Here is an 18,427-nt window from a genome sequence, read left to right as displayed (position 1 = left end):
ACAAATTATTTTATGTGGAGTACTTGTTTAAGAAAGGGATGTTTCACGAGAAACACTCTGAACAAGGGATACTGTTCTTGTTTCTTAAGTTGTATAAATGGTTGAAGCTGTCGCAATGGTATGCCACTGGTTAGCTGTTGTTGCTGCGAAGTCTTTGTCTGCGTAGAAGTCAGTAAATGGCAGGATTTCAACTTCTAGCTCGTCGATGCAGTCCAGCTGACCAGCCAAATAAGCCTCGATGCGACTTTCTGCACGCTTGACGCGTTGCAAGAGTCCGCCCATACGGATATCAACTGTATCCAAGCCAAAGATCTTGTTTTCCTTCAACCATTGGTGGCTAAAGAGGGCATGGAAATGTTCAATCTCGCTTCTGAGTTCTGGTAATTCTTGTCTTGCGATTTCTTGCAGCCTTTCTTTATCACCCTCTTGGTAGGACTGACGGATGCGTCGTCCCACATCCACTTTACTGCTTAAAATCTGGTTCAACTGAGCCTGAGTTTCAAAAAGGTAAGCATAATTTCCTGCTTTTTCTTTAATGTCAGCAAGAATCTCAGCTGCCTGAGCGAAATGCGGTTTGTCCTGTTCAGGTGTCATGTGCTGATCAAGGAGCGGACAGAGAATATCCTGATAAAAGACATAGCGGTTAGGATTGATCCCGCTGAGATTACTTGGTAGGTCTGGCAAGAGGTTGGCAAGGTCAATCTGCATAAAATCTTCAACCGATAGACCAGTATTGGTTTTGAAGTGTGCAGACAAACGGTCTAGGTCATTGCGGTAGCTGAGTTCTGCCCAGATTTGCAAGCTTGGTAGGATAGAAAACTGGGCAGTTTCCCCACCATTATCTCCCCAACCTGTCACGATAACTTCTTTGATGTCATTGGCACGACAGGCCTTATTGGCTTCAAGAGCGATGAGACGGCTGAAATGGTTATTGGGTGTAAAACCAATCCACTTCCAAGCACCTCCTGCAAAGGCAAGGTCATGGCTAATCTTGTGGTGATTGCGGAAATTACGATTGTACTTTTCTTCGCTATCTTGGTAATAATCCCAGTAAACCAAGGTCACACGGTCTTTGAGACGGTCTAGGTAGACTCGCGTTTCCTCTGGAATTTCCACGTCACGGTCGTACTGACCATCCGCTGACATGAGTTTAAAGAACATATCACTCCACATCTGACAGTGGAAACTATATTTGTCAGCAATATCCAGCACGCGCTCCAAGTGTTGGCACATGAGGAGACTACGGTCTACTACACCATTCAAAATCAAGTAACGTCCTAAACCAACCAAGTGGGCTTCGTCCATTCCGATATTGACCTTGCGAGTCTGCAGTTTAGACAGGGTGGCAAACATGCCATCAATCAAATCATAAACCTTTTCTTCGCCAATAAGGAGAATATCCTCTACATCACGGAGTTCCTGCACTTCCTTGACACCCCATTTGACAAAGGCTGATAAGTGAGCCAAAGTCTGGATACAAGGCACAAAGGTCATGTCAAACTGCTGGGCATAGGCTTCAATTTCCTGCAACTCCTCTGCTGAATAAGCCCCGCGGAAATAGCCAAAGTAAGACTGCCCTTCAATCTGGTAAGTGTCTTCCATGTAGAGTTCAAAGCTTGAGTAGCCCATGAGAGCCAAGACCTCAATCATCTGCTTGGCAGCAGCCACATTCAGCACCGCATTTCTCGAACAGTCTGCCATATAGGCTAAATCTTCGTAAGCCGCCTGCTCCTCAATCTCTACCTTGTCACCTTCTGCTAGGGATGTTGCCAACAGGGATAAGGCACGATAAAGTTGGTGAGGTTTGCGGTAGGTTAGTTGATAGTGTCCACCCTCACCCTTGATAGAGATAGAGGCTTGGTCAGATTGGGCGACAGCTACCTCTACATCTGGTAGCGAAATGTGCTTTTTAAGCAACTCTACTGCTTGCTCTTGTTTGGGACTAAGTCCTGTAAATCTTACCATTGATTTTCCTCCTGTAGCCAATTGACAAGGGCACCGTAGAGATTGGCATCTGCATCATAGGTGCAGGCTTGGATAACAGGTGCGACCGTATATTCTTCGTAGGTTTCGACAAATGCATCAACAGCTTTTTTGACACCTTGGATAAAGTCTGGATTCTGACTGATGGAGCCTCCCAGACTAATGACATCTGGGTCGATGAGATACTGAATATTGAGCAAGCCTTGCGCCAGATTACGGTTCATGCGCTCAATAGCTTCTTGACAAAGAACATTGCCAGCTGCAGCCTCTTGGTAAATCTTTCGACCATCCCAGTCAGTCTGACCAGATTTTTCAATTACGTATCTCACCATGTTTCCAGTTGACGCTAGTTGCGACCAGTTATTGAGTTTTTCCGCAGGGGCAAGGGTTGTCATGTAGCCAAATTCTCCACCCAAGCCGTGGCGACCTCGGTGAAGTCTACCATTGATAATCATGGCTCCACCAATCCCTGTCCCAATCACGACACAGGCTGCATTTTCTAGCTCTGGATGAGCTAGTAATTCACTGAGCCCAACGCAGTTGGCATCATTTTCTAGATGGACAGACAGCTGATGATGGGCAAGGGCTTCATACCAAGAAAAGCCGTGGATATAAGGGACAGCACTGAAGCCATCAATCACACCAGTTTCTTGATTGACTGCTCCTGGAACACTCATAGCAATTCCGCTGTAATCCTGTTCTGACAAGCGCTGGTCTAACCAAGCTAGTAAATCCTCTAAACTTTCTGGCGTTGGAATGCTTTCCTTATCCAATATTTTCCCATCAGGAGTCAGACTAGCAAACTTAATCCCAGTCCCTCCGATATCAATCGTTGCAATGGTCATTGTTTTTACCATAAAAAGGGGCGAATCAGCAGTTAGTTCTTACTTTTTCGCCCCTCCTTTCTCTTTATGTTTACTTTTTGAAATTAAATTTCTTCTTTTTTGATCAATTCTGTACGAATCTCTTGCGGTGCAATGAGACCTCTATGAACTGGGTATGGTCGTTCAAGTAGGTCAAGGAAGAGATGTTGACTTTCAGATACACGTACATTTTCATTACACATATTGTAGTAACGAAGAACATAGCCTTCTTCATTTTCAGCTACCTTAAAGGCTGTCGGACAGATTTGCGGTATGCTGAGAACAGAATGGCTCAAGAGGCTACCAGTCGCAGCCACGCTTCCTTCCTGTCTAGCAAGCTGAAGGCTGGTAAACGGTGTCTGCAAGGCTTTAGCGCGACGATAGGCTGAGAAGCGTTCTTGGGCTTGGTGGCATTCAATCGCAAATTCGACTTCAAACTCACGCAAGCACTGAGCCTCTGGTGTTGGGAAGTAGCCCCAGTCACCCAACTCACCTGATGCACGCAAAATAGTCACGGCAATGGTGTCGTCTCCAAGGATTTCGTATTCATTCAATCCCTTATTGGATACAGTCACACCTTTTTCATCGTCATACAGACTGACAAAGGCTTGTTGGTGTTGAGGATTTTCAGGATTTTCCCATGAAGCTGCTGGTTTGTTTGGTCGTGTTACCACCTCGTAGATGCTTTCAGAATCATTGCTTGGACGCGTGTTATGAGTCTTGACCAAGAGACGGATACGGTGATCCTTGGCAGTGTTAGTAAAGCGAGTCTTGAAGCGGATTTGTGGATTGTCAACAAAGACAGTCAACTCAGTTTCAAGAGGAATGCTTGTCAATTCTTCTGACCGTCCAGCCTCACGCTTCATAAACTCGATGATCCCTTTTTGCTCTTCTTCTAGCTTTTCATCAGCACTGACAGGCACTGTCAATTCATGTTTGAGCAAAATCTTAGCATAGCGAGCTGTGTTGTCCAAGACCTCGTAGCCCTTAAGCTCGGCGTAGATGGGCTCTGTTCCTTTTGGTTGGAAATAGATATACTCGTTTCCGATGTCCCCACGGTCTTCAAAGCGGATAAAGTCTTCGTAAGCTTCATGAGTTGTCTTGTCATAAACTGTGATGTTGTCATCCACACTGACCGTTACAAATGGTGTATCAATCACTCCGTTTTGGTAAATACCGTCACGGTGTTCTTGCTTTCCTTCAAGCAATTGGAAGGTTGTCCAAGAAAGTGATGCTAGGTGAACGGGGATGGTCACGCGCACTTGACGAGCAATACGAGCTTGGCGGAACTTGTCTTTTGGTAAATCATACTCAAAATTAGCCCCAAGGTCTTCGATTTTAGCCTCTACAGGACGACCATCCAAGTCTTCCACACGGTAGCTTGGCAAGGTTAAGGCAGCCATCTTCTTGTAACCTTCTGTTGGGTGCAATTCCTTGAAATCACAAGTCGCAACATCAATCACCGTGCTGACAGTATCGACCTTATCATGCAAGCCCGTGTTAATGACGGTAAAGAGATAGTCACTTTGAGCCTTAGCTGTAGCGATTTTACCCTTCCACTCGTTGATAAGATTGCTCTTAACAAAGTTTCCGACTTGGTTGACCTTGGCAAAACGAGTTTCCATCTCGCGGTGAACTTCGTCCACGCTACAGCCACAGATACTATCATGCGGCGCATTCTGCAAAAGTGTTTTCCAAGCATAGGTCAACTGGTCCTTGTGGTTATGACCCCCAGTGATAATAGTCAAGGGTTCTACTATTTGCTCTAGAAGGTTGCTATTTTCTTGGAAGGCTTGTTTGAGGTAAATGCGGGATGAAGAAGTGTTGGCAAGTGTGTACCAACCATCTGTTTCCTGACTGGTCAACTCACCTGTCACCGATGATAGGTGTTCAGGAAGGGCACCTTCCACAGCTTGGACATATTCATCAAAGGAACTGTGAACAAAGGTCACATCTGGGAAGAGTTCATTGGCCACACGAATGGCTTCGCTCAGATTTTTCTGTACAGGCTGGTGATCACATCCGTTCATCATCAACCATTGGTTTGTCGAAGCATAGTCACGCACGTCTGACAATTTTTGTTTCCAGAAGGTCAAGGCCTCGTCTTTATCAACTGGAATTTCATTCCCATTACTGTACCAATTGGCAAATAGGATACCGAGAACACGACTACCATCTGCACCCTGCCAGTACATTTCTGAAAACTGAGATGTAAACTGCTCATCTTCGAGGACTTGGTTGTCAAATCCAATCGGCTTCACACCACGGCCAAAGGCTGCCACGTGAATGCCTGATTTTTGAAGGATTTGAGGCGCTTGCCCCATATTTCCAAAGGTATCTGGAAAATAACCAATCTGGGTTGATTTGCCCCATTTTGCAGCTTCTTGCTGACCAATAAGAGTATTGCGGACATTGGCTTCACTTGAAATCAAGTAGTCATCCTGCAAGATATAAAAGGGACCAATTTTAAGTTTGCCCTCGTCAATGTAGCGTTGGACTTTGTCGCGATTTTCAGGGCGAATCTCCAAGTAGTCATCAAGGACAATAGTTTGTCCATCCAAGTGGAAACTCTTGAACTCAGGGTCATTTTCAAAGAGATCGAAGAGATTGTCAAATAATTCCACCAACTGCATACGGTGGCTTTCAAAAGGCAAGTACCACTCACGGTCCCAGTGACTATGTGAGATAATATGTACAACAACATTTTCCATGAAGTAAAACCTCATTCTAAATTTAAATTTTAACGTTTTAAATGTAAAAGTATGATTCTGACACGAATCGGTGAAACTAAAGCGAGCTCCTTATACTCAATGAAAATCAAAGAGCAAACTAGGAAGCTAGCCGCAGACTGTACTTGAGTACGGCAAGGCGAAGCTGACGTGGTTTGAATTTGATTTTCGAAGAGTATTAGCGGATATCTAGGTAATCCAAGACCAACTCGCAGAACATCATGTTGGCCCAAGAAAACCATTCACGAGAGTAGAGAGTTGGGTCATCCACGTGGAAGCTTTCATGCATAACACCTGTCCCACCATCGCATGCAACCAGCTGATCCAGCAAGAATTTCTTCTCTGCCTTATCTCTTGTTGTCAAGCCTTGGATAGAAAGAGCAATTGGCCAGATATAGCGATAGAAGGTATGAGAACTTCCGAGCCCACTAGCGTATTCTCCTTGGTAGAAATATGGATTTTCAGGGCTCAGAATGGTACGACGAGTGGCTTGATAGACTTCGTCTTCAATGTCGCAATAGCCCAGATAAGGCGCCGCCAACAAACTTGGTACGTTTGGATCATCCATAATACTAGCATTTCCCAAACCATCCACTTCAAAGGCGTAAATCTTTTCACCCTTGCTGTTGGTGGTGTAGGCGTAGTTTTCGATGCCTTCTTGGATTTCAGCCTGGAGACGCTTAGCATCAGCAATAATACTCTCGCTATCAGCTAGGTCTAGTTCTGCAAAGATTTCTTGGACATAACCCAAGACTACAACTGCAAACATATTGGACGGAATCAAGTAGCTATACTGACAGCAGTCATCACTTGGACGGAAGGCTGACCAGGTCATACCAGTCACTGCAAAATCAGGTCCAAAGCCATCATTTACCAAGGTATCTTCCTTGCGGTCCGTATCTCGGACAAAACGATAAGGAGAGTTCTTGTGGTCTTGTTCTACCGTCCACAGATGAAGAATTTCCTTAGTAGCTGCGATAAAAGTCTCATCAAACTGACTAATCTCGCCAGTCTCTTTCCAGAGGAGATAAGCCAGCTGCAAAGGATAGCAAAGCGAGTCCACCTCATACTTGCGTTCCCAAATCCAGCCATTGAGGTCGGTGTGATCAGTCTCGTGGTGCCCCTTCCAGTTTTCCTCAATATTAAAAGAGTTGGCATAAGGATCCTTGAGCACCAAGGTCATCTGACGCTTGACCAAACCTGCAATGGTCTGACGCAGGAGGGCATCTCTTTTAGCCACATGAAGGTAGGGTCGTAGCTGGGCCGTTGAATCCCGAAGCCACATAGCAGGAATATCCCCAGTCAAGACAAAAGTTGAGCCATCTTCTAGGATTTCAACCGTATTGTCCAAGGTGTCTGTATAGCAACGCTCAAAGACATCCACCCACTCTGGATGGTCTTTGGCCCGCTCTGCTACTTCATCAAGCCACTCTCTAACAATTTCTTTCGAATAAATCATGTATCAGTCCTCTTTCAAACAAGTTTCATTTTCAGTATATAGCTTTTGGGACAGAAAATACATACACAAATGATAGTCGTTTTTCTACATAATAAAAGAATTATTATTTTAGGTTTCCTTAGGGCTTCCTGACCCTTATATCACGCGCTTTTTAATAAAAATTACTAACATTACTTTTTACTACTTGCTCCCCCAAAGTACGCAAAAAGGGGAGCAAAAAAAGCCCCACAAAAGGGCTAAGATTTGACGAGTTCAGCAGGCAAGAAACTAGCACGGTCAAACGTGCTTTTTTGTTTTCTGATGAAATATGTACATACTTTTCCATACTTTGGTTTCTGATTGCTGATAGATATATTATACCATGGAGCGCGTGATTTATAAGATTATGACCTCACAAAAGCCCCCAGATTCGTTTCTAAGGGCTTGTAGTTTATCCGTGGTGTTTTAGTTGTCCAGTACGAAACAAAGCAAAATAGAGGGTGAATATGAAGCCTCAGCCTACATTTACCAACATTTACTCTTCTAACTCTCCGTTCTGGTGGAATATGTAGGAACTTTTCAGACCCAGAGAGCATTTTTTAGTTTTTCAACGACTGGTGGAATATGTTCATACTTGTTCATACCTGCTAACATTTTATTAGCTGTTCAACAACTGGCGATATGTGTCCATAAATGTCCATGTTCTCTCGCTTAAATCTCAAATTTTTTTCAACAAAACACCACCACGATAGCTTTTAGCAAAGTCTAGCAGTATCTCAGCTTTGAGACGTTCATACTCAGCCCTATCAATGTCTAGTGTCTCGTATATCTGCCATAACTTTAACCTCTCTCCAGTTCGTCTTGTAAAGAGATTGGCGAATATCTCACGTCGTACATCGTCCAGATTGTCCCTGAAGGCTTCGATCACGCGCAGTAGCTCCATCGCTTTGGCTTCAAATGCTCCATCTTGACCGCCTAGGCTCAGTTTAACCAACGAGTGATAGCTTTTTAGAAATTTGTATGCTTGTTTTATCGTCTCTTCTTTATCGATTGGCATTTTCCACCTTGGCCAAGTTCTCAATGGCTTTTTTCCTAATTCTGTAAATCTGTACCTTGCTAAAATCTAACTCCTTACAAACCTGAGCCATAGGTAGGTTGTTCACATATAACATTACCAAAACCAAATTTTCTACTACATCATCTAACTGATTGATCATGTTCAAAACTTCAAATCGTTCATCCATAATAGCTTGTATCTGCTCCACTATCTTATCTCTTAATTCCAAAGTCTCAATCAGTTTATTTTCAGCGTTGTTTGTTTTGCTTGTGCTTACCCTTGTAGTGAATTGATTGGATCCTGATAATAGCCCATTGTCTAAACTCTGGTACTTTAGTTGCAATCTCTGGATAAGTTCGTTCCCTTTCCTTACTCTTTTTAGTTGTTCCTCTATTTCTTTAATAGTCAAGTTGCTACTCCTTTATGGTATAATAATTTTAAGGAATAATTTATAAAGGAGTCAGCCCTGTGCTGGCTTTTTTTGCGTTTTCTAGGAGTTCGATTGTCCCCCCTTAACGTTCTTTATCTCTAAAAGTATTTGTATCTTAGGAAATCTTAGTATTTTATCTCTAGAATAAAGTCCTGTACCTTGCTATTTTAAAATGTAAAACCTAACCAAAACCTAATCAAAACCTAATCATTCTGAGGTGGTAAGTCTTGGCTTATCTGCTTATCGTTTCTCAGGGAGTTAAGGAGGGTTTTTATTGCTCTTATCTGCTTGATAAATGATAGGGGGATATGGCCACTTTCTCTATGTTCGCTCTAGGTTCAAGTGCTTTCCCGTGAGAAAAAATGTACAATGACGGGTGAAGCTCATAGAAGCGCGTGGGGAGGGAGATAGCCCCCACTATGTTATAAAATTGGAGTAGCTTTATCGGTCAAAAAATCAAGCTAAACACTTAGTAATGCTGCATTCTACAAAAATTAAAAACATTTCAAAAAGGGAATTTTTTGCAAGGAAGAGGGCAGCGTTCCTATTCCCGAACATTATATACCCCCGTTCAAAAATCAAGGGGGTATTTCTGCCTCCTGTCTAGCCTTCATGCCTGTTTAGTATCTTGTAATCGACTGTTGTAACTATAACGCTAAACAATATTTATATCATTTTTTTCTAACCATGATCTTTATTTAGATTTGTTTGTAAATCCTCCAAATCACTACTTCAGATTACTCAATCCATTCAACCAAAATCTATCTCCCTTTCTAGTATAGTAAACAAACTTTTGATAATGCTTGTAATATCGTTTCTGTTTCATATACTTTGGTCTTTCTGGGAAACTATCAAACATATATCCACCACGTCTAGGACTCCAATTTGGTTCTACCTTTCTAGCTTCTCTCAGTGCTCTCTCCCAATAGTATTGGCAATCTGTCTTGCTTCGGTTCAGTGTTTGCTTGTGTATTTTCTGACATAATCCACAACCATAGAGCAAAAGTCTCTTATAAAGCTTTCTGCAACGATTACCACAAATAGGACAGATAAAGAAATATCGATTACCTCCCTTGGTTCCTGGTATTCTTGCTAAATCAAAATGATTGCATTCAAAGATGATGTACAGGTTATTTAAGTCTATTTCTAGTTTTCTACCGTCCAACTCAGCTATACCATGACTAATGTTCTTGTCTTTCATTGGCTTTATAAACGTTTCTATGGTTATTGATTCTATAATTTCCATTCATTCAAAATACCTTTATATAGAAAAACCCAAATCGATTGGGTTAGTAGTAATAAAACCACAAAAAGAGGCTGGTGCCTCTCTTGATAGTTCTAGCTTTCTGCCTCTGCCACATAATCAGCAAGGCCTTTATATTCGCCCTCTACGTCCAATTTTTGGAGTAGGCTAATACTTTCATCGTCCAGCATTTCCAACGTACCAAAAGCAGTCATAGAGTCCATAGGGATAGGCTTATCAGAAAGCAAGCGATCAGCATAGTCTAATAGTTCCAGCTCGTAGTCTGTGACCTTATTCAGCAAACTCTCAAAATCCTCTGACTCTTTGAGTTGAAGCACGCGCTCCTGTTTGTAACGTTCTTCAAACGCTTCATCTCCCTCTGGTTGTTTGTAATAATCTTTGAAACTGTCACAAATACGCTTGAAGGTCTTGTTTAGTTTGCTATCCTCCACATACTCAGCTACAAGCGTTCCCTTATCCTTGTAGGTCAATGAGATTGTAGGCTGGCAATATGTCCCAGTCATATATCCCAGTAGCGCGTGACCTGCTACCATAGCAGTATCTAGGTCTTTAAATTCGTAAGTAAAAGTAAATGTTTTTGCTTTATTTGAAACTGTTTTTAACATCATGTTGTTTGTCTCCTTCATTGCTACTTGTATAATACTACCATGGTGAATGTAATCCATGTGTCTGAAATCGTTGTTGAATGTTTTACATCAATTACCTGCACGGTTGCCATGAAGTCGTTTACTATTTGCTCAAATTCTTCAAGAGGTTGCTTCCAATTGTCATAAATAAATATTTTTGTTTTCATGTATTTTCTCCTTTAATTGGTGTTTAAGTCGTTTTTGTGACCTTCGTGTGACAAAGAACGTCACACGTTCAAACCCTTGAGGCTCTAGGTGTTTCACTACCTTGTGACCATGTGACATTCTTTTGTTTTATCGTTCCTATATATAAATACTGCATTTTTTCTATATATAAGAGTTGGAAAGAATGTCACAATGTCACACCTATCTCCCTAAAGCTAGATATATCAATGCTTCAAGGGGTGTGACCTTCTTTTTTGAGAACGTCACACAATGTCACACCTTTAACTAAAAACACTGTATTATCAAGCGTTTAGTCATAAAAAGAATGTCACACTATTTATTTTTAGTAATAGAGTGTTGAGGTGACTTCAACTTCATCTTATCGCTACTCCAAACATCTAGTTTCTCAAAATCTGAAGGATTCACACGTTTCTTTTTAATATCGTAATGATAAGGTGTTAACTGTTGTAAATGTTTGATAGTCTCTTTTCCTGCCCCGTAAACATTAGGCTTCGATATTCCCATATCTTCAGCATAATGCTTCAGCGATCTGGTCAGTATAAAAACAGGTACTACGTCCAGCTCATGCCAACCTCTTTCCATGTATTCATGCTTAACCCATGAAAGTAAGTAATCATTATCCTCTTGATACTCTTTTAACAGGTTTTTGACTGCTTTAGGTTCGATAAAGTGTGTAAATGGCTCTTGATTGATAGCTTTGTAGAGGGCATATTCTAGGACTTCATCATTGGCCAAAAATTCATTTTTTATCCAAGGTTTTTCCTTCTCCCCGTTAAAGTCAGCATTAAAAGGGACGATCATAATTCTACGATACCAACCTTTTGTCTTGTTGCCACCATTGGGGATATAATTCCCTGAAAAGATATTGAATAGCTTGAAAGTAGCTTCAAAGGCTGGGCGTCCTTTTGGATTGACTAGGACTGTATCGCCACTAGTGATACTCATTAAATCAGACGGATTTTTTAAGTATTCGTTTGGCGCTTCGTCTCCAATATTACAAACCTTACCTACCAAGGTCTCCAAGTTATGCTTTTCTCCGAACTGTGCAGGCTTTAAGGCTGATATATTACTTTCCCCTATCAGATTGATAAGGAAGCGCTGAAATGTCCCTTTACCATTGTTACCGTCCCCGTAGAAGATAGCAAACTTATTTCGGGTATGGTTAGGGTTAATAGCTTCAAGGATAATCTGCCAAAGTAGTGTTACCAGTTCACTGTCATTACAAGCGATTGAGTTTAGCCAATCATCAAACGTTTTGCCTTCTCTATCTCTTGGGACTCGTGTAGGAGATTTATAGGCCGTGCTTATCTTACTTGTAATTACATACTTAGGACTAAAAGGGAGCAGTTCCTTAGTTTCTAAGTTGATAATACCGTTCTGTACGGGAATGAGGTTAGAACTTTCTAAAGGTTTTCGTATCTTTGCTAATGTTCTAACCATTAATTTAATCTGTGGCCACTCTCTGGGTTTAATTCTAACATCAAAAGTTTTACACAAAAGATTGAAAAGATCATTACTAGCGGTATAGATACCCTCGTCTAAATCATAGATATAGAGTAGGCTATAATCAGGTATATTGCTCTTGCTGATAAAAGTAAATGTGACAATCTCGCTCAGTATTTTTGCTACTGTAAAAGTGCTAGGGAGTGGAACTGACTCCTTAATATTCCCATCTTTTTCTTTAATCTCAGTATTCTCTTTCCGCCATTCTTCACCAGCTTTAAAGATACGATTTTCAAGCTCCTTCATCGTTCTAGGAGGTTGTTCTTGCTCTCTGACCTCCAAGATTTCACTTTTTAGGTTTGCTAATTCTTCTAGTTCTATGGTTCTAACCTCTCTTTCTATATTCAGCCCGTGCTATACTGCTAAAAGTGCGGTCTAGCTCTTCAATAGGCAATGGTTCAACTGTCACGCTATTGGCTATCTTTGTAAGTTCATAAGCGGTCTCTAGGTCACAATCAACCCACTTATTAAAGAGTAAACCTACAAAGCGTGTCAATGCTACGTTTCGCCCTCCCTCGTCTCCAAATCCGTTGAAAAGCGTGTCAATGATCCTCATGGTCATAGATTTCTGACCGCTTGGCCTTGGAGTATATGGAAGGCTTGTAGCATTCTGTTTAACTAGTTCAGCCGTTGTCTGTGGGACTGGATAATCAAGTCCATGCTCTACAATCTTTTGATAACTTGCTGGGTCGCCTGTTGTTACTGGCAGCCCTTGGAGTTGTGACCAGGTTAGACTTGCCATGTCAAAGGGTAGCCCAATCTTATCAGCAATCTCTTTCACTACCTGCTTATAGGTTGCCTCGTTCATCACGTTGTCAGACTTCACTACAAGGCGAAAACGGGGCTTTTCTAAGCTATGTTTAATAGTCGGGTATAAGATATAGGAGTAGCCAAATAAAGCGCTAGAAACAGCCTTTATAAAGCCCTCAGACGTCCCCTGTATATCGTCATAATCAAGGAAAATCAAATCCCGATAGATTAGACTGGAGTTGTTTCGCTTGTAACTGCCATTCTTTTCTGGCGTTACTTTCCCACTGATACAGTAAGGCGCTTGTGTACGTTTAAATTCTTCAATGTTTGCCCCTTCAGGAACTACCAAAGGGTTAAAGCGTTCAATGTACTGGAACGGCTCAATTTTATCAAATGGATAGACAAGATTACTCTGAAAGCCTTTAGCCTCATAAATTGTCATTCTCCACCCCCAGAAACTTCATCAAATCAGAAATTCTATAATAGATTTTCCGAGTATCTTCTAGTGGGGGCTGGTATCGCCTTAGCCCTGCTTTTTCCCATTTTTGGAGTGTCATATATTTTATATCTAACTCATCCATGACTTCCTGGGCTGATATTAAACCTGTCAGTCGTGGTTTGTGTATATCACGCGCTTCCAGGTATCTTTCCACTACCTCCAGAATGCCATGCGCTAGGTCTTGCTCACTTTCTCGACTTAGGCTAAACATATCCACATACCCCCTTTAGTAAATCCTTATAACTTTCTAAGTCGCTGTTCATCAACACCGCTAGGCGCTTTTCTTCTTCTCGTATTTGATTGTAAAATGTTTTTGCTCCGTCCAGTAGCTCCTCTTTGTTAGCTGGGATAAAATATCCTCTAAATATTCCATGGCGAACCCCAACAATAGGAACGCTATGGCGCGTGATTAGACGGCTGATAATATCTTGCACGGTTCTTTCTGCTAGCTTAGTGATCAGGCTGATTTCTGCCCCTGTTATGGAGTTCTCAGCCCCTACCTTGATTAGTCTTAATACTCGTTTGTCATTCTCTGATAGACTCATTCAGTTCCTCCCCATACGTTGACCCCTGCAAGCTGGATATAACGCCCATAATCAGGGCTTAAATCTTCGCTAGGTGTTTCTATCGTCTGTTGGTTTTCTCGCTCAAATTGGGCGCTTTTTTTGCGGTCTCGGTGGTTTAGATAAAGCAGTAAGCCAATCAATACCATCATAAAGACAACCGCTTGTGTATTGGTCAAATCTAGTTCATTCATGCTATGCCCTCGCTTTGTAATTCTTGATATATTCCACTTGATCAGTTCGCTCCATCTTCAAAAACTCATCTACCTCTTCGGTACTTACCTTTCTATCTACAAAATCAGCAATAAACTGGAAGAGATTCGGATTTCTCTCCTTGATTTCAGCCATTTGTTTATCAAATTCTGCTTGTGTCATGTTGTCTAGGTCTAATGTCATTGCATTGCCTCCTAATCAATCATCATTCCACGAGTATATAAGGATGAGTCTGTCCATGAATCCAAAACGTTCTTTTTCCCTCGTTTTTTCTTTGCGATATCAACCGCTATGACTTCCCATACATAATTCAATAATTGGCTTTGTTCCATTGGGTAGGTATTCTCTTTAGTTATTTCAGCTAGGTAAGTGTTTAAGAAAAGAAATCCATCAAAGTTGGAAAGTAGCTTTATAAACTTAGTATCACCCCAATAATTTCTGTAATAAGACTCTTCTCGTTCTTCTAGTTCTCCTATTACTTCAGCAACTACTCTCTGTTTCATCCTTTCCGTCTGTTCCTTAAGTGTTTCCTGTTGTTCACGGTATTCTGTGCTAGTTAGTTCATTGTAGACATCATCCAAGTCGTTCAATACTCTACTAATTTCTCTTTTAGCTAATGCAGTTCCATCTCCTACAAGAATTTCTTGTATTTCTTCTAAATTTGTTGAAATAGCTTCTAATTGATCTGCTATCATGTTTTTCCTCCGTTGGCCTTTTAATTGTCGTTTACTATCCAGGATATCCTCACACTCAAAAACTTGGCGGTCGGAGAGTGTGGGGATTTTTGAGTTGTTTCTTATAGACGATATCCTCACACTCAGAGTCGCCAAATTGAAAGCGTGAGAAAGTACCAGTTTAAAGAGTTGGCGCTCTCCGTATGGTCAAATTGCCCTAAATATGCTATAATCTAGGTATAAATCTTTACTAAAACCTCTTTGATAATAGCTTGCCTGCTTTTTGTTAAATTCGTTTTAGTGTTAGTGTGAAAGGCTCTGCGGTGTGGTTATTGCTAAGCCTTTTTTGTTGCAATCACGCGCTTCTTTGGCGTGTTTTTTTATTTCTGAATGCCATAGCTTTGATTTCCTGATAACTCATATTCAAGCCAATCATGGCTATTACCATGTCTTCAAATGCCTGGTACTGCTCCAGCTCCTCACTGGTCAAGCTATCGATGCCATTATAGCCCCCACGTTCTTCCCTTAACTGCTTAGCGTTCCTGTCGGTTACTGCTTTTAGTAGCAGGTTGTTCATGGTGCTATGCGCGTGCTTGGGTTTTGCCTCCCATGTTTCAATACTGTCATGCAGTGTTTTTCTTTTTGGCTTTTCTAGCTCCCTCTGCATACGAAACTTAGAAAGCTCCTCACGCATTTCAAAGAAGGCTTTGACTAGGTTGGTTTTGAAGTTGGCCACTTGCTCGGTATTCTTTAAAAATGTAACTAACAAGGTCGCTTGTTGCTCATTCAAAATATAGTCCTTGGTATTCTGGCCACTCTCCATAGCTTGGATTTTAAATCCAACCTTTCCGAACTGTTCAAACCTTACTTGATGTTTGCGGATCGTCTTGGTTATTGTGTGATGTTGCAATCCCGTGCACTCTGCCACAATACTGCTCAGTGTATACGGCTCTTTTTTACCGTCCATATAGACTAATTCCATTGGTTTGCTCCTTATTGTTAATCAAATTCCTAAAAACTCCGCCACCTCTTTAGCAGTGAAAACTCCATTTGGGCTTGATTCAATATCATCTTCCAATACTTTAAAATGTAAGAATGGTTTTGTTTCGTAGCTTTCGCCTTTTTCGTAAAGTGATTTAATACGGTCAAATAGTTTTGTCAATGCAACGCCACTGGTGTACTCAACAATGATTTCACCGTGTCCATTGTAAGCTGTTTCTTCAACGTCTGTGATCATGCGAATTTCTTCGCCTAATGCTCTAGCGATACCGTGGTCAGTTGTTTGTGCTTGATATACTTGTTTATTGTTCATGTTGTTTTCTCCTTTATGTTCTAGGTCGGATATTTCTTCCGAGCAGGTCAATCCCCAGTGGTAAAGCACCACATAAGAAATCTGTATATGTATTGTAGTGTTGCGATTGATTCGCTCCTTTCTAGCTATAAAATAGTTCATCTATGGTTATATCTGATTTGATTTCTGCAACCATTGATTTAATTGCTAGGCGTTCTTTGTCATTGAATGGCGTTTTACCTAATTCTTTGTTATTGTATGACTGCAAAGAAATTTTTAGCTTGTCCGCCATCTGTTGTTGAGTTAGCCCTAACATAACTCGATAGCCTCGTAGTTTGCTCATAGGTTTCCCCCTTTCTAAAAAAATCCCCCTCCATGAATAGATTGAAAGTGTGAAAGGTTGGAGGAGGTTATGCACAATTTTTCTATGCTTGATTTGTATGATACACAATATTTTTTCTATTGTCAACTGTTTTTTTAATTTTTTGCACAAAAAAATTGTACTTTTTTTAAGATATAGTATATAATCATCTGTGAAAGGTGTGATAAAGCATGAATAGATTGAAAGAATTAAGACAAGAAAAAAAGCTATCTCAAAAAGAGTTAGCTGAGAATATTGGGGTTCATTATCGGACTCTTCAAAATTGGGAAAACGGAGAAAGCCAAATCAAACCAGAAAAAGCAAAACAATTAGCTGATTACTTTGGGGTAAGTGTTGGATACTTACTAAATTACACAAATAGTAAAAAAGACCCATTTGATGGTTACATTCCAACACCAAGAGAGTATCGTTCATGGCAAGAATTTGACTATATGCAATTATCAAAAACCGATTTAGATTTTTATGACTATGAAAAATTAAGAAAGCATCTTGAACCATTCGCCCTAGAATTGATGCTTAACTACTTTTTCTGCACAGATGATGAGAGAGAACTACTTAGAACTATTGCAAAAAAATTTGCAAAGAAAGATGCAGTATCATTTAAAAAAGACAACGATTAATAGCAAATAAATTTCCACTTTCCACTCTCTAAAGTGCAAAAACGGGGGAAATTGAAGAATAGAAAGCCGATTTTACAGACTAAAGCGCAAAATTGAGCGAATTTTACAAATAGAAAGGAGAATCATGAGCGAAAAAGGAAAAAGCATCGACGGCCTGATGCGTCATATTAGAAAAAGTCATAAAATTAAAATAAAGGGGAGTTCTCAAAAAAGAACTCTCAGAAACATAGGATATTACCACGGTTACAAGGCTTACAGATTTGTTCGTAAAAAGAATAATTTGCTTAGTTTTACAACTTTTGATGAAATCAAAAAAACTTATAATTTCGATAATACATTAAAGGCGCTATTATATCCTGAAGTTATGAAAGTTGAAACAGCAATCAACAATTACACGCTCGAAGTTCTTGTAACAGATTCCGATATTTACATGGATTCTATCTTTAAACAAAAATTGAATCACTTCGATGATTTTCCAAAAAACTCAAAAGAGTATAAGAAAGAAATGGGTAAATTTCTAAATCTACGTCGTAATATGGAAGGCACAATAGCAAATAATTACACTAAAAGTTCCATCATTCAGCATTATGTCCATCAAAATAAATCAATACCATTCTGGGCAATTTTTGAGCATACTACAATGGGAGACTTAGGGAGTATTATTGAGAGACTAAATAATCACACCCGCCGTAAAATTCAAGAAGATTTAGGTTGTTTAGACACTAGTCTAGATACCAATCTTGAATTACTATCCAAACACATCTTCATTATTAAAGATTTACGCAATGCAATCGCTCATAATAACGTTGTTTTTGATTGTCGTTTTAATACTTTTAAAATTAAGGGCATGATCATTAAACACCTTGAGAAACATACTAAAGTTAAAAATATAAACTTCAAAACAATTACTGATTATGTAATTTTGATTGCTTATTATTTAAAACTACTACGTTTTAGTAAGATAGAAATACGGAGTTTCATTACTCGTTATGAAAAAATAATTAAAGAGTATTCTCAAACTATCAAAAACCCCCACGATGTCCATTTAATCCTTGGAGTAGATAGTTTCGCAAAAATAAAGCTATTTTTAAAAAATCTATAAATTTTCGATGTTTTTGTTGCAAAAAATGTAACTTATTGATAGAATAGTAACTATTAATCGCGATAACGTTTTTCGGAACTTATCTAAAAACATCGGACTTAAAACACCGGTGTTTTTTTATTTTGTAAAACTTTCTAAAAAGTGATACCGTAATTCTTAATCGTAAAAGAAACCCTATGGGTTACACTGCTCTATACCTGTATCTCTATATAGGTCAGGGTTACAACAAGAAATTAAGTGTATCAGCTTTTTAG

At 40.2% G+C, this 18,427-nt stretch carries 21 protein-coding genes; 2 read left to right on the top strand and 19 right to left on the bottom strand.

All coding sequences use genetic code 11. From position 1 onward, the window contains the following. Positions 1–84: 84 nt before the first annotated feature. The 19 genes from B7696_RS05840 to B7696_RS05745 all read right to left on the bottom strand — a co-directional run bounded on the left by B7696_RS05840 (position 85) and on the right by B7696_RS05745 (position 16,412). On the bottom strand, positions 85–1,965 hold the full coding sequence (locus tag B7696_RS05840) for a beta-N-acetylhexosaminidase (protein WP_084862691.1): 1,881 nt from the start codon (positions 1,963–1,965) through the stop codon (positions 85–87). Then, on the bottom strand, positions 1,959–2,828 hold the full coding sequence (locus B7696_RS05835) for an ROK family protein (RefSeq protein ID WP_192856294.1): 870 nt from the start codon (positions 2,826–2,828) through the stop codon (positions 1,959–1,961). Before B7696_RS05835 ends, B7696_RS05840 begins: the two co-directional genes overlap by 7 nt. An 83-nt stretch (positions 2,829–2,911) precedes the next feature. Beyond that, a complete protein-coding gene (locus B7696_RS05830) occupies positions 2,912–5,557 on the bottom strand; it encodes an alpha-mannosidase (protein WP_084862688.1) in 2,646 nt (881 codons plus the stop codon). 196 nt (positions 5,558–5,753) lie between these two features. Then, a complete protein-coding gene (locus tag B7696_RS05825) occupies positions 5,754–7,034 on the bottom strand; it encodes a glycoside hydrolase family 125 protein (RefSeq protein ID WP_084862686.1) in 1,281 nt (426 codons plus the stop codon). Positions 7,035–7,731: 697 nt separating this feature from the next. Next, positions 7,732–8,070, bottom strand: coding sequence for a hypothetical protein (locus B7696_RS05820; protein WP_084862683.1), 339 nt, complete (start codon positions 8,068–8,070; stop codon positions 7,732–7,734). Beyond that, complete coding sequence (locus B7696_RS05815; protein ID WP_084862681.1) at positions 8,057–8,479, bottom strand: DUF1492 domain-containing protein; 423 nt, start codon at positions 8,477–8,479, stop codon at positions 8,057–8,059. Before B7696_RS05815 ends, B7696_RS05820 begins: the two co-directional genes overlap by 14 nt. A gap of 748 nt (positions 8,480–9,227) precedes the next feature. After that, positions 9,228–9,746, bottom strand: coding sequence for a hypothetical protein (locus B7696_RS05805; protein WP_142358829.1), 519 nt, complete (start codon positions 9,744–9,746; stop codon positions 9,228–9,230). A 92-nt stretch (positions 9,747–9,838) separates the two neighbouring features. Further along, positions 9,839–10,372, bottom strand: coding sequence for a hypothetical protein (locus tag B7696_RS05800; RefSeq protein WP_084862678.1), 534 nt, complete (start codon positions 10,370–10,372; stop codon positions 9,839–9,841). Between the two features lie 20 nt (positions 10,373–10,392). Next, a complete protein-coding gene (locus B7696_RS10435) occupies positions 10,393–10,557 on the bottom strand; it encodes a hypothetical protein (RefSeq protein WP_084862676.1) in 165 nt (54 codons plus the stop codon). Positions 10,558–10,888: 331 nt separating this feature from the next. Further along, positions 10,889–12,325 carry a DNA primase family protein gene (locus tag B7696_RS05790; protein ID WP_084862674.1) on the bottom strand — a complete coding sequence of 479 codons (1,437 nt, stop codon included), beginning with the start codon at positions 12,323–12,325 and terminating at the stop codon, positions 10,889–10,891. 79 nt (positions 12,326–12,404) lie between these two features. Then, positions 12,405–13,271, bottom strand: a complete 867-nt coding sequence (locus B7696_RS05785) for a primase alpha helix C-terminal domain-containing protein (protein ID WP_084862672.1) — start codon at positions 13,269–13,271, stop codon at positions 12,405–12,407. Then, a complete protein-coding gene (locus tag B7696_RS10565) occupies positions 13,258–13,539 on the bottom strand; it encodes a transcriptional regulator (protein WP_084862670.1) in 282 nt (93 codons plus the stop codon). Before B7696_RS10565 ends, B7696_RS05785 begins: the two co-directional genes overlap by 14 nt. Next, entirely contained in the window at positions 13,532–13,873 is a 342-nt protein-coding gene (locus tag B7696_RS05775; RefSeq protein WP_084862668.1) for a DNA-binding protein, read from the bottom strand. The genes B7696_RS10565 and B7696_RS05775 overlap by 8 nt, the downstream gene beginning before the upstream one ends. Further along, positions 13,870–14,085, bottom strand: coding sequence for a hypothetical protein (locus B7696_RS05770; protein ID WP_084862667.1), 216 nt, complete (start codon positions 14,083–14,085; stop codon positions 13,870–13,872). The genes B7696_RS05775 and B7696_RS05770 overlap by 4 nt, the downstream gene beginning before the upstream one ends. Position 14,086: 1 nt before the next feature. Beyond that, positions 14,087–14,287 (bottom strand): hypothetical protein, encoded by a 201-nt coding sequence (locus B7696_RS05765; RefSeq protein ID WP_084862665.1) that lies wholly within the window; start codon positions 14,285–14,287, stop codon positions 14,087–14,089. A gap of 11 nt (positions 14,288–14,298) precedes the next feature. After that, entirely contained in the window at positions 14,299–14,799 is a 501-nt protein-coding gene (locus tag B7696_RS05760; RefSeq protein WP_084862661.1) for a hypothetical protein, read from the bottom strand. Positions 14,800–15,133: 334 nt separating this feature from the next. Next, positions 15,134–15,760, bottom strand: coding sequence for a Rha family transcriptional regulator (locus B7696_RS05755; protein WP_084862659.1), 627 nt, complete (start codon positions 15,758–15,760; stop codon positions 15,134–15,136). A 21-nt stretch (positions 15,761–15,781) separates the two neighbouring features. Then, on the bottom strand, positions 15,782–16,090 hold the full coding sequence (locus B7696_RS05750) for a hypothetical protein (RefSeq protein WP_084862658.1): 309 nt from the start codon (positions 16,088–16,090) through the stop codon (positions 15,782–15,784). 121 nt (positions 16,091–16,211) lie between these two features. Next, positions 16,212–16,412 (bottom strand): helix-turn-helix transcriptional regulator, encoded by a 201-nt coding sequence (locus B7696_RS05745; protein ID WP_000040966.1) that lies wholly within the window; start codon positions 16,410–16,412, stop codon positions 16,212–16,214. Between the two features lie 209 nt (positions 16,413–16,621). Here B7696_RS05745 and B7696_RS10560 point away from each other — a divergent pair, with 209 nt between their 5' ends. Beyond that, positions 16,622–17,071, top strand: coding sequence for a helix-turn-helix domain-containing protein (locus B7696_RS10560; protein WP_001080845.1), 450 nt, complete (start codon positions 16,622–16,624; stop codon positions 17,069–17,071). Between the two features lie 124 nt (positions 17,072–17,195). Beyond that, the gene (locus B7696_RS05735; protein ID WP_084862656.1) at positions 17,196–18,173 is read left to right on the top strand and encodes an Abi family protein; all 978 of its coding nucleotides are present in this window, start codon (positions 17,196–17,198) and stop codon (positions 18,171–18,173) included. Positions 18,174–18,427 lie beyond the last annotated feature (254 nt).

It is taken from the genome of Streptococcus mitis (assembly GCF_002096815.1).
Taxonomy (GTDB): Bacteria; Bacillota; Bacilli; order Lactobacillales; family Streptococcaceae; genus Streptococcus; species Streptococcus mitis_AD.
This window is presented reverse-complemented; position numbering and strand designations above follow the sequence as displayed.

Coding starts and splice junctions, on each gene's coding strand:
- B7696_RS05840 (WP_084862691.1), bottom strand. CDS start 1,965: ATGGTAAGATTTACAGGACTTAGTCCCAAACAAGAGCAAGCAGTAGAG.
- B7696_RS05835 (WP_192856294.1), bottom strand. CDS start 2,828: ATGACCATTGCAACGATTGATATCGGAGGGACTGGGATTAAGTTTGCT.
- B7696_RS05830 (WP_084862688.1), bottom strand. CDS start 5,557: ATGGAAAATGTTGTTGTACATATTATCTCACATAGTCACTGGGACCGT.
- B7696_RS05825 (WP_084862686.1), bottom strand. CDS start 7,034: ATGATTTATTCGAAAGAAATTGTTAGAGAGTGGCTTGATGAAGTAGCA.
- B7696_RS05820 (WP_084862683.1), bottom strand. CDS start 8,070: ATGCCAATCGATAAAGAAGAGACGATAAAACAAGCATACAAATTTCTA.
- B7696_RS05805 (WP_142358829.1), bottom strand. CDS start 9,746: ATGGAAATTATAGAATCAATAACCATAGAAACGTTTATAAAGCCAATG.
- B7696_RS05800 (WP_084862678.1), bottom strand. CDS start 10,372: ATGATGTTAAAAACAGTTTCAAATAAAGCAAAAACATTTACTTTTACT.
- B7696_RS10435 (WP_084862676.1), bottom strand. CDS start 10,557: ATGAAAACAAAAATATTTATTTATGACAATTGGAAGCAACCTCTTGAA.
- B7696_RS05790 (WP_084862674.1), bottom strand. CDS start 12,325: ATGAAGGAGCTTGAAAATCGTATCTTTAAAGCTGGTGAAGAATGGCGG.
- B7696_RS05785 (WP_084862672.1), bottom strand. CDS start 13,271: ATGACAATTTATGAGGCTAAAGGCTTTCAGAGTAATCTTGTCTATCCA.
- B7696_RS10565 (WP_084862670.1), bottom strand. CDS start 13,539: ATGTTTAGCCTAAGTCGAGAAAGTGAGCAAGACCTAGCGCATGGCATT.
- B7696_RS05775 (WP_084862668.1), bottom strand. CDS start 13,873: ATGAGTCTATCAGAGAATGACAAACGAGTATTAAGACTAATCAAGGTA.
- B7696_RS05770 (WP_084862667.1), bottom strand. CDS start 14,085: ATGAATGAACTAGATTTGACCAATACACAAGCGGTTGTCTTTATGATG.
- B7696_RS05765 (WP_084862665.1), bottom strand. CDS start 14,287: ATGACATTAGACCTAGACAACATGACACAAGCAGAATTTGATAAACAA.
- B7696_RS05760 (WP_084862661.1), bottom strand. CDS start 14,799: ATGATAGCAGATCAATTAGAAGCTATTTCAACAAATTTAGAAGAAATA.
- B7696_RS05755 (WP_084862659.1), bottom strand. CDS start 15,760: ATGGAATTAGTCTATATGGACGGTAAAAAAGAGCCGTATACACTGAGC.
- B7696_RS05750 (WP_084862658.1), bottom strand. CDS start 16,090: ATGAACAATAAACAAGTATATCAAGCACAAACAACTGACCACGGTATC.
- B7696_RS05745 (WP_000040966.1), bottom strand. CDS start 16,412: ATGAGCAAACTACGAGGCTATCGAGTTATGTTAGGGCTAACTCAACAA.
- B7696_RS10560 (WP_001080845.1), top strand. CDS start 16,622: ATGAATAGATTGAAAGAATTAAGACAAGAAAAAAAGCTATCTCAAAAA.
- B7696_RS05735 (WP_084862656.1), top strand. CDS start 17,196: ATGAGCGAAAAAGGAAAAAGCATCGACGGCCTGATGCGTCATATTAGA.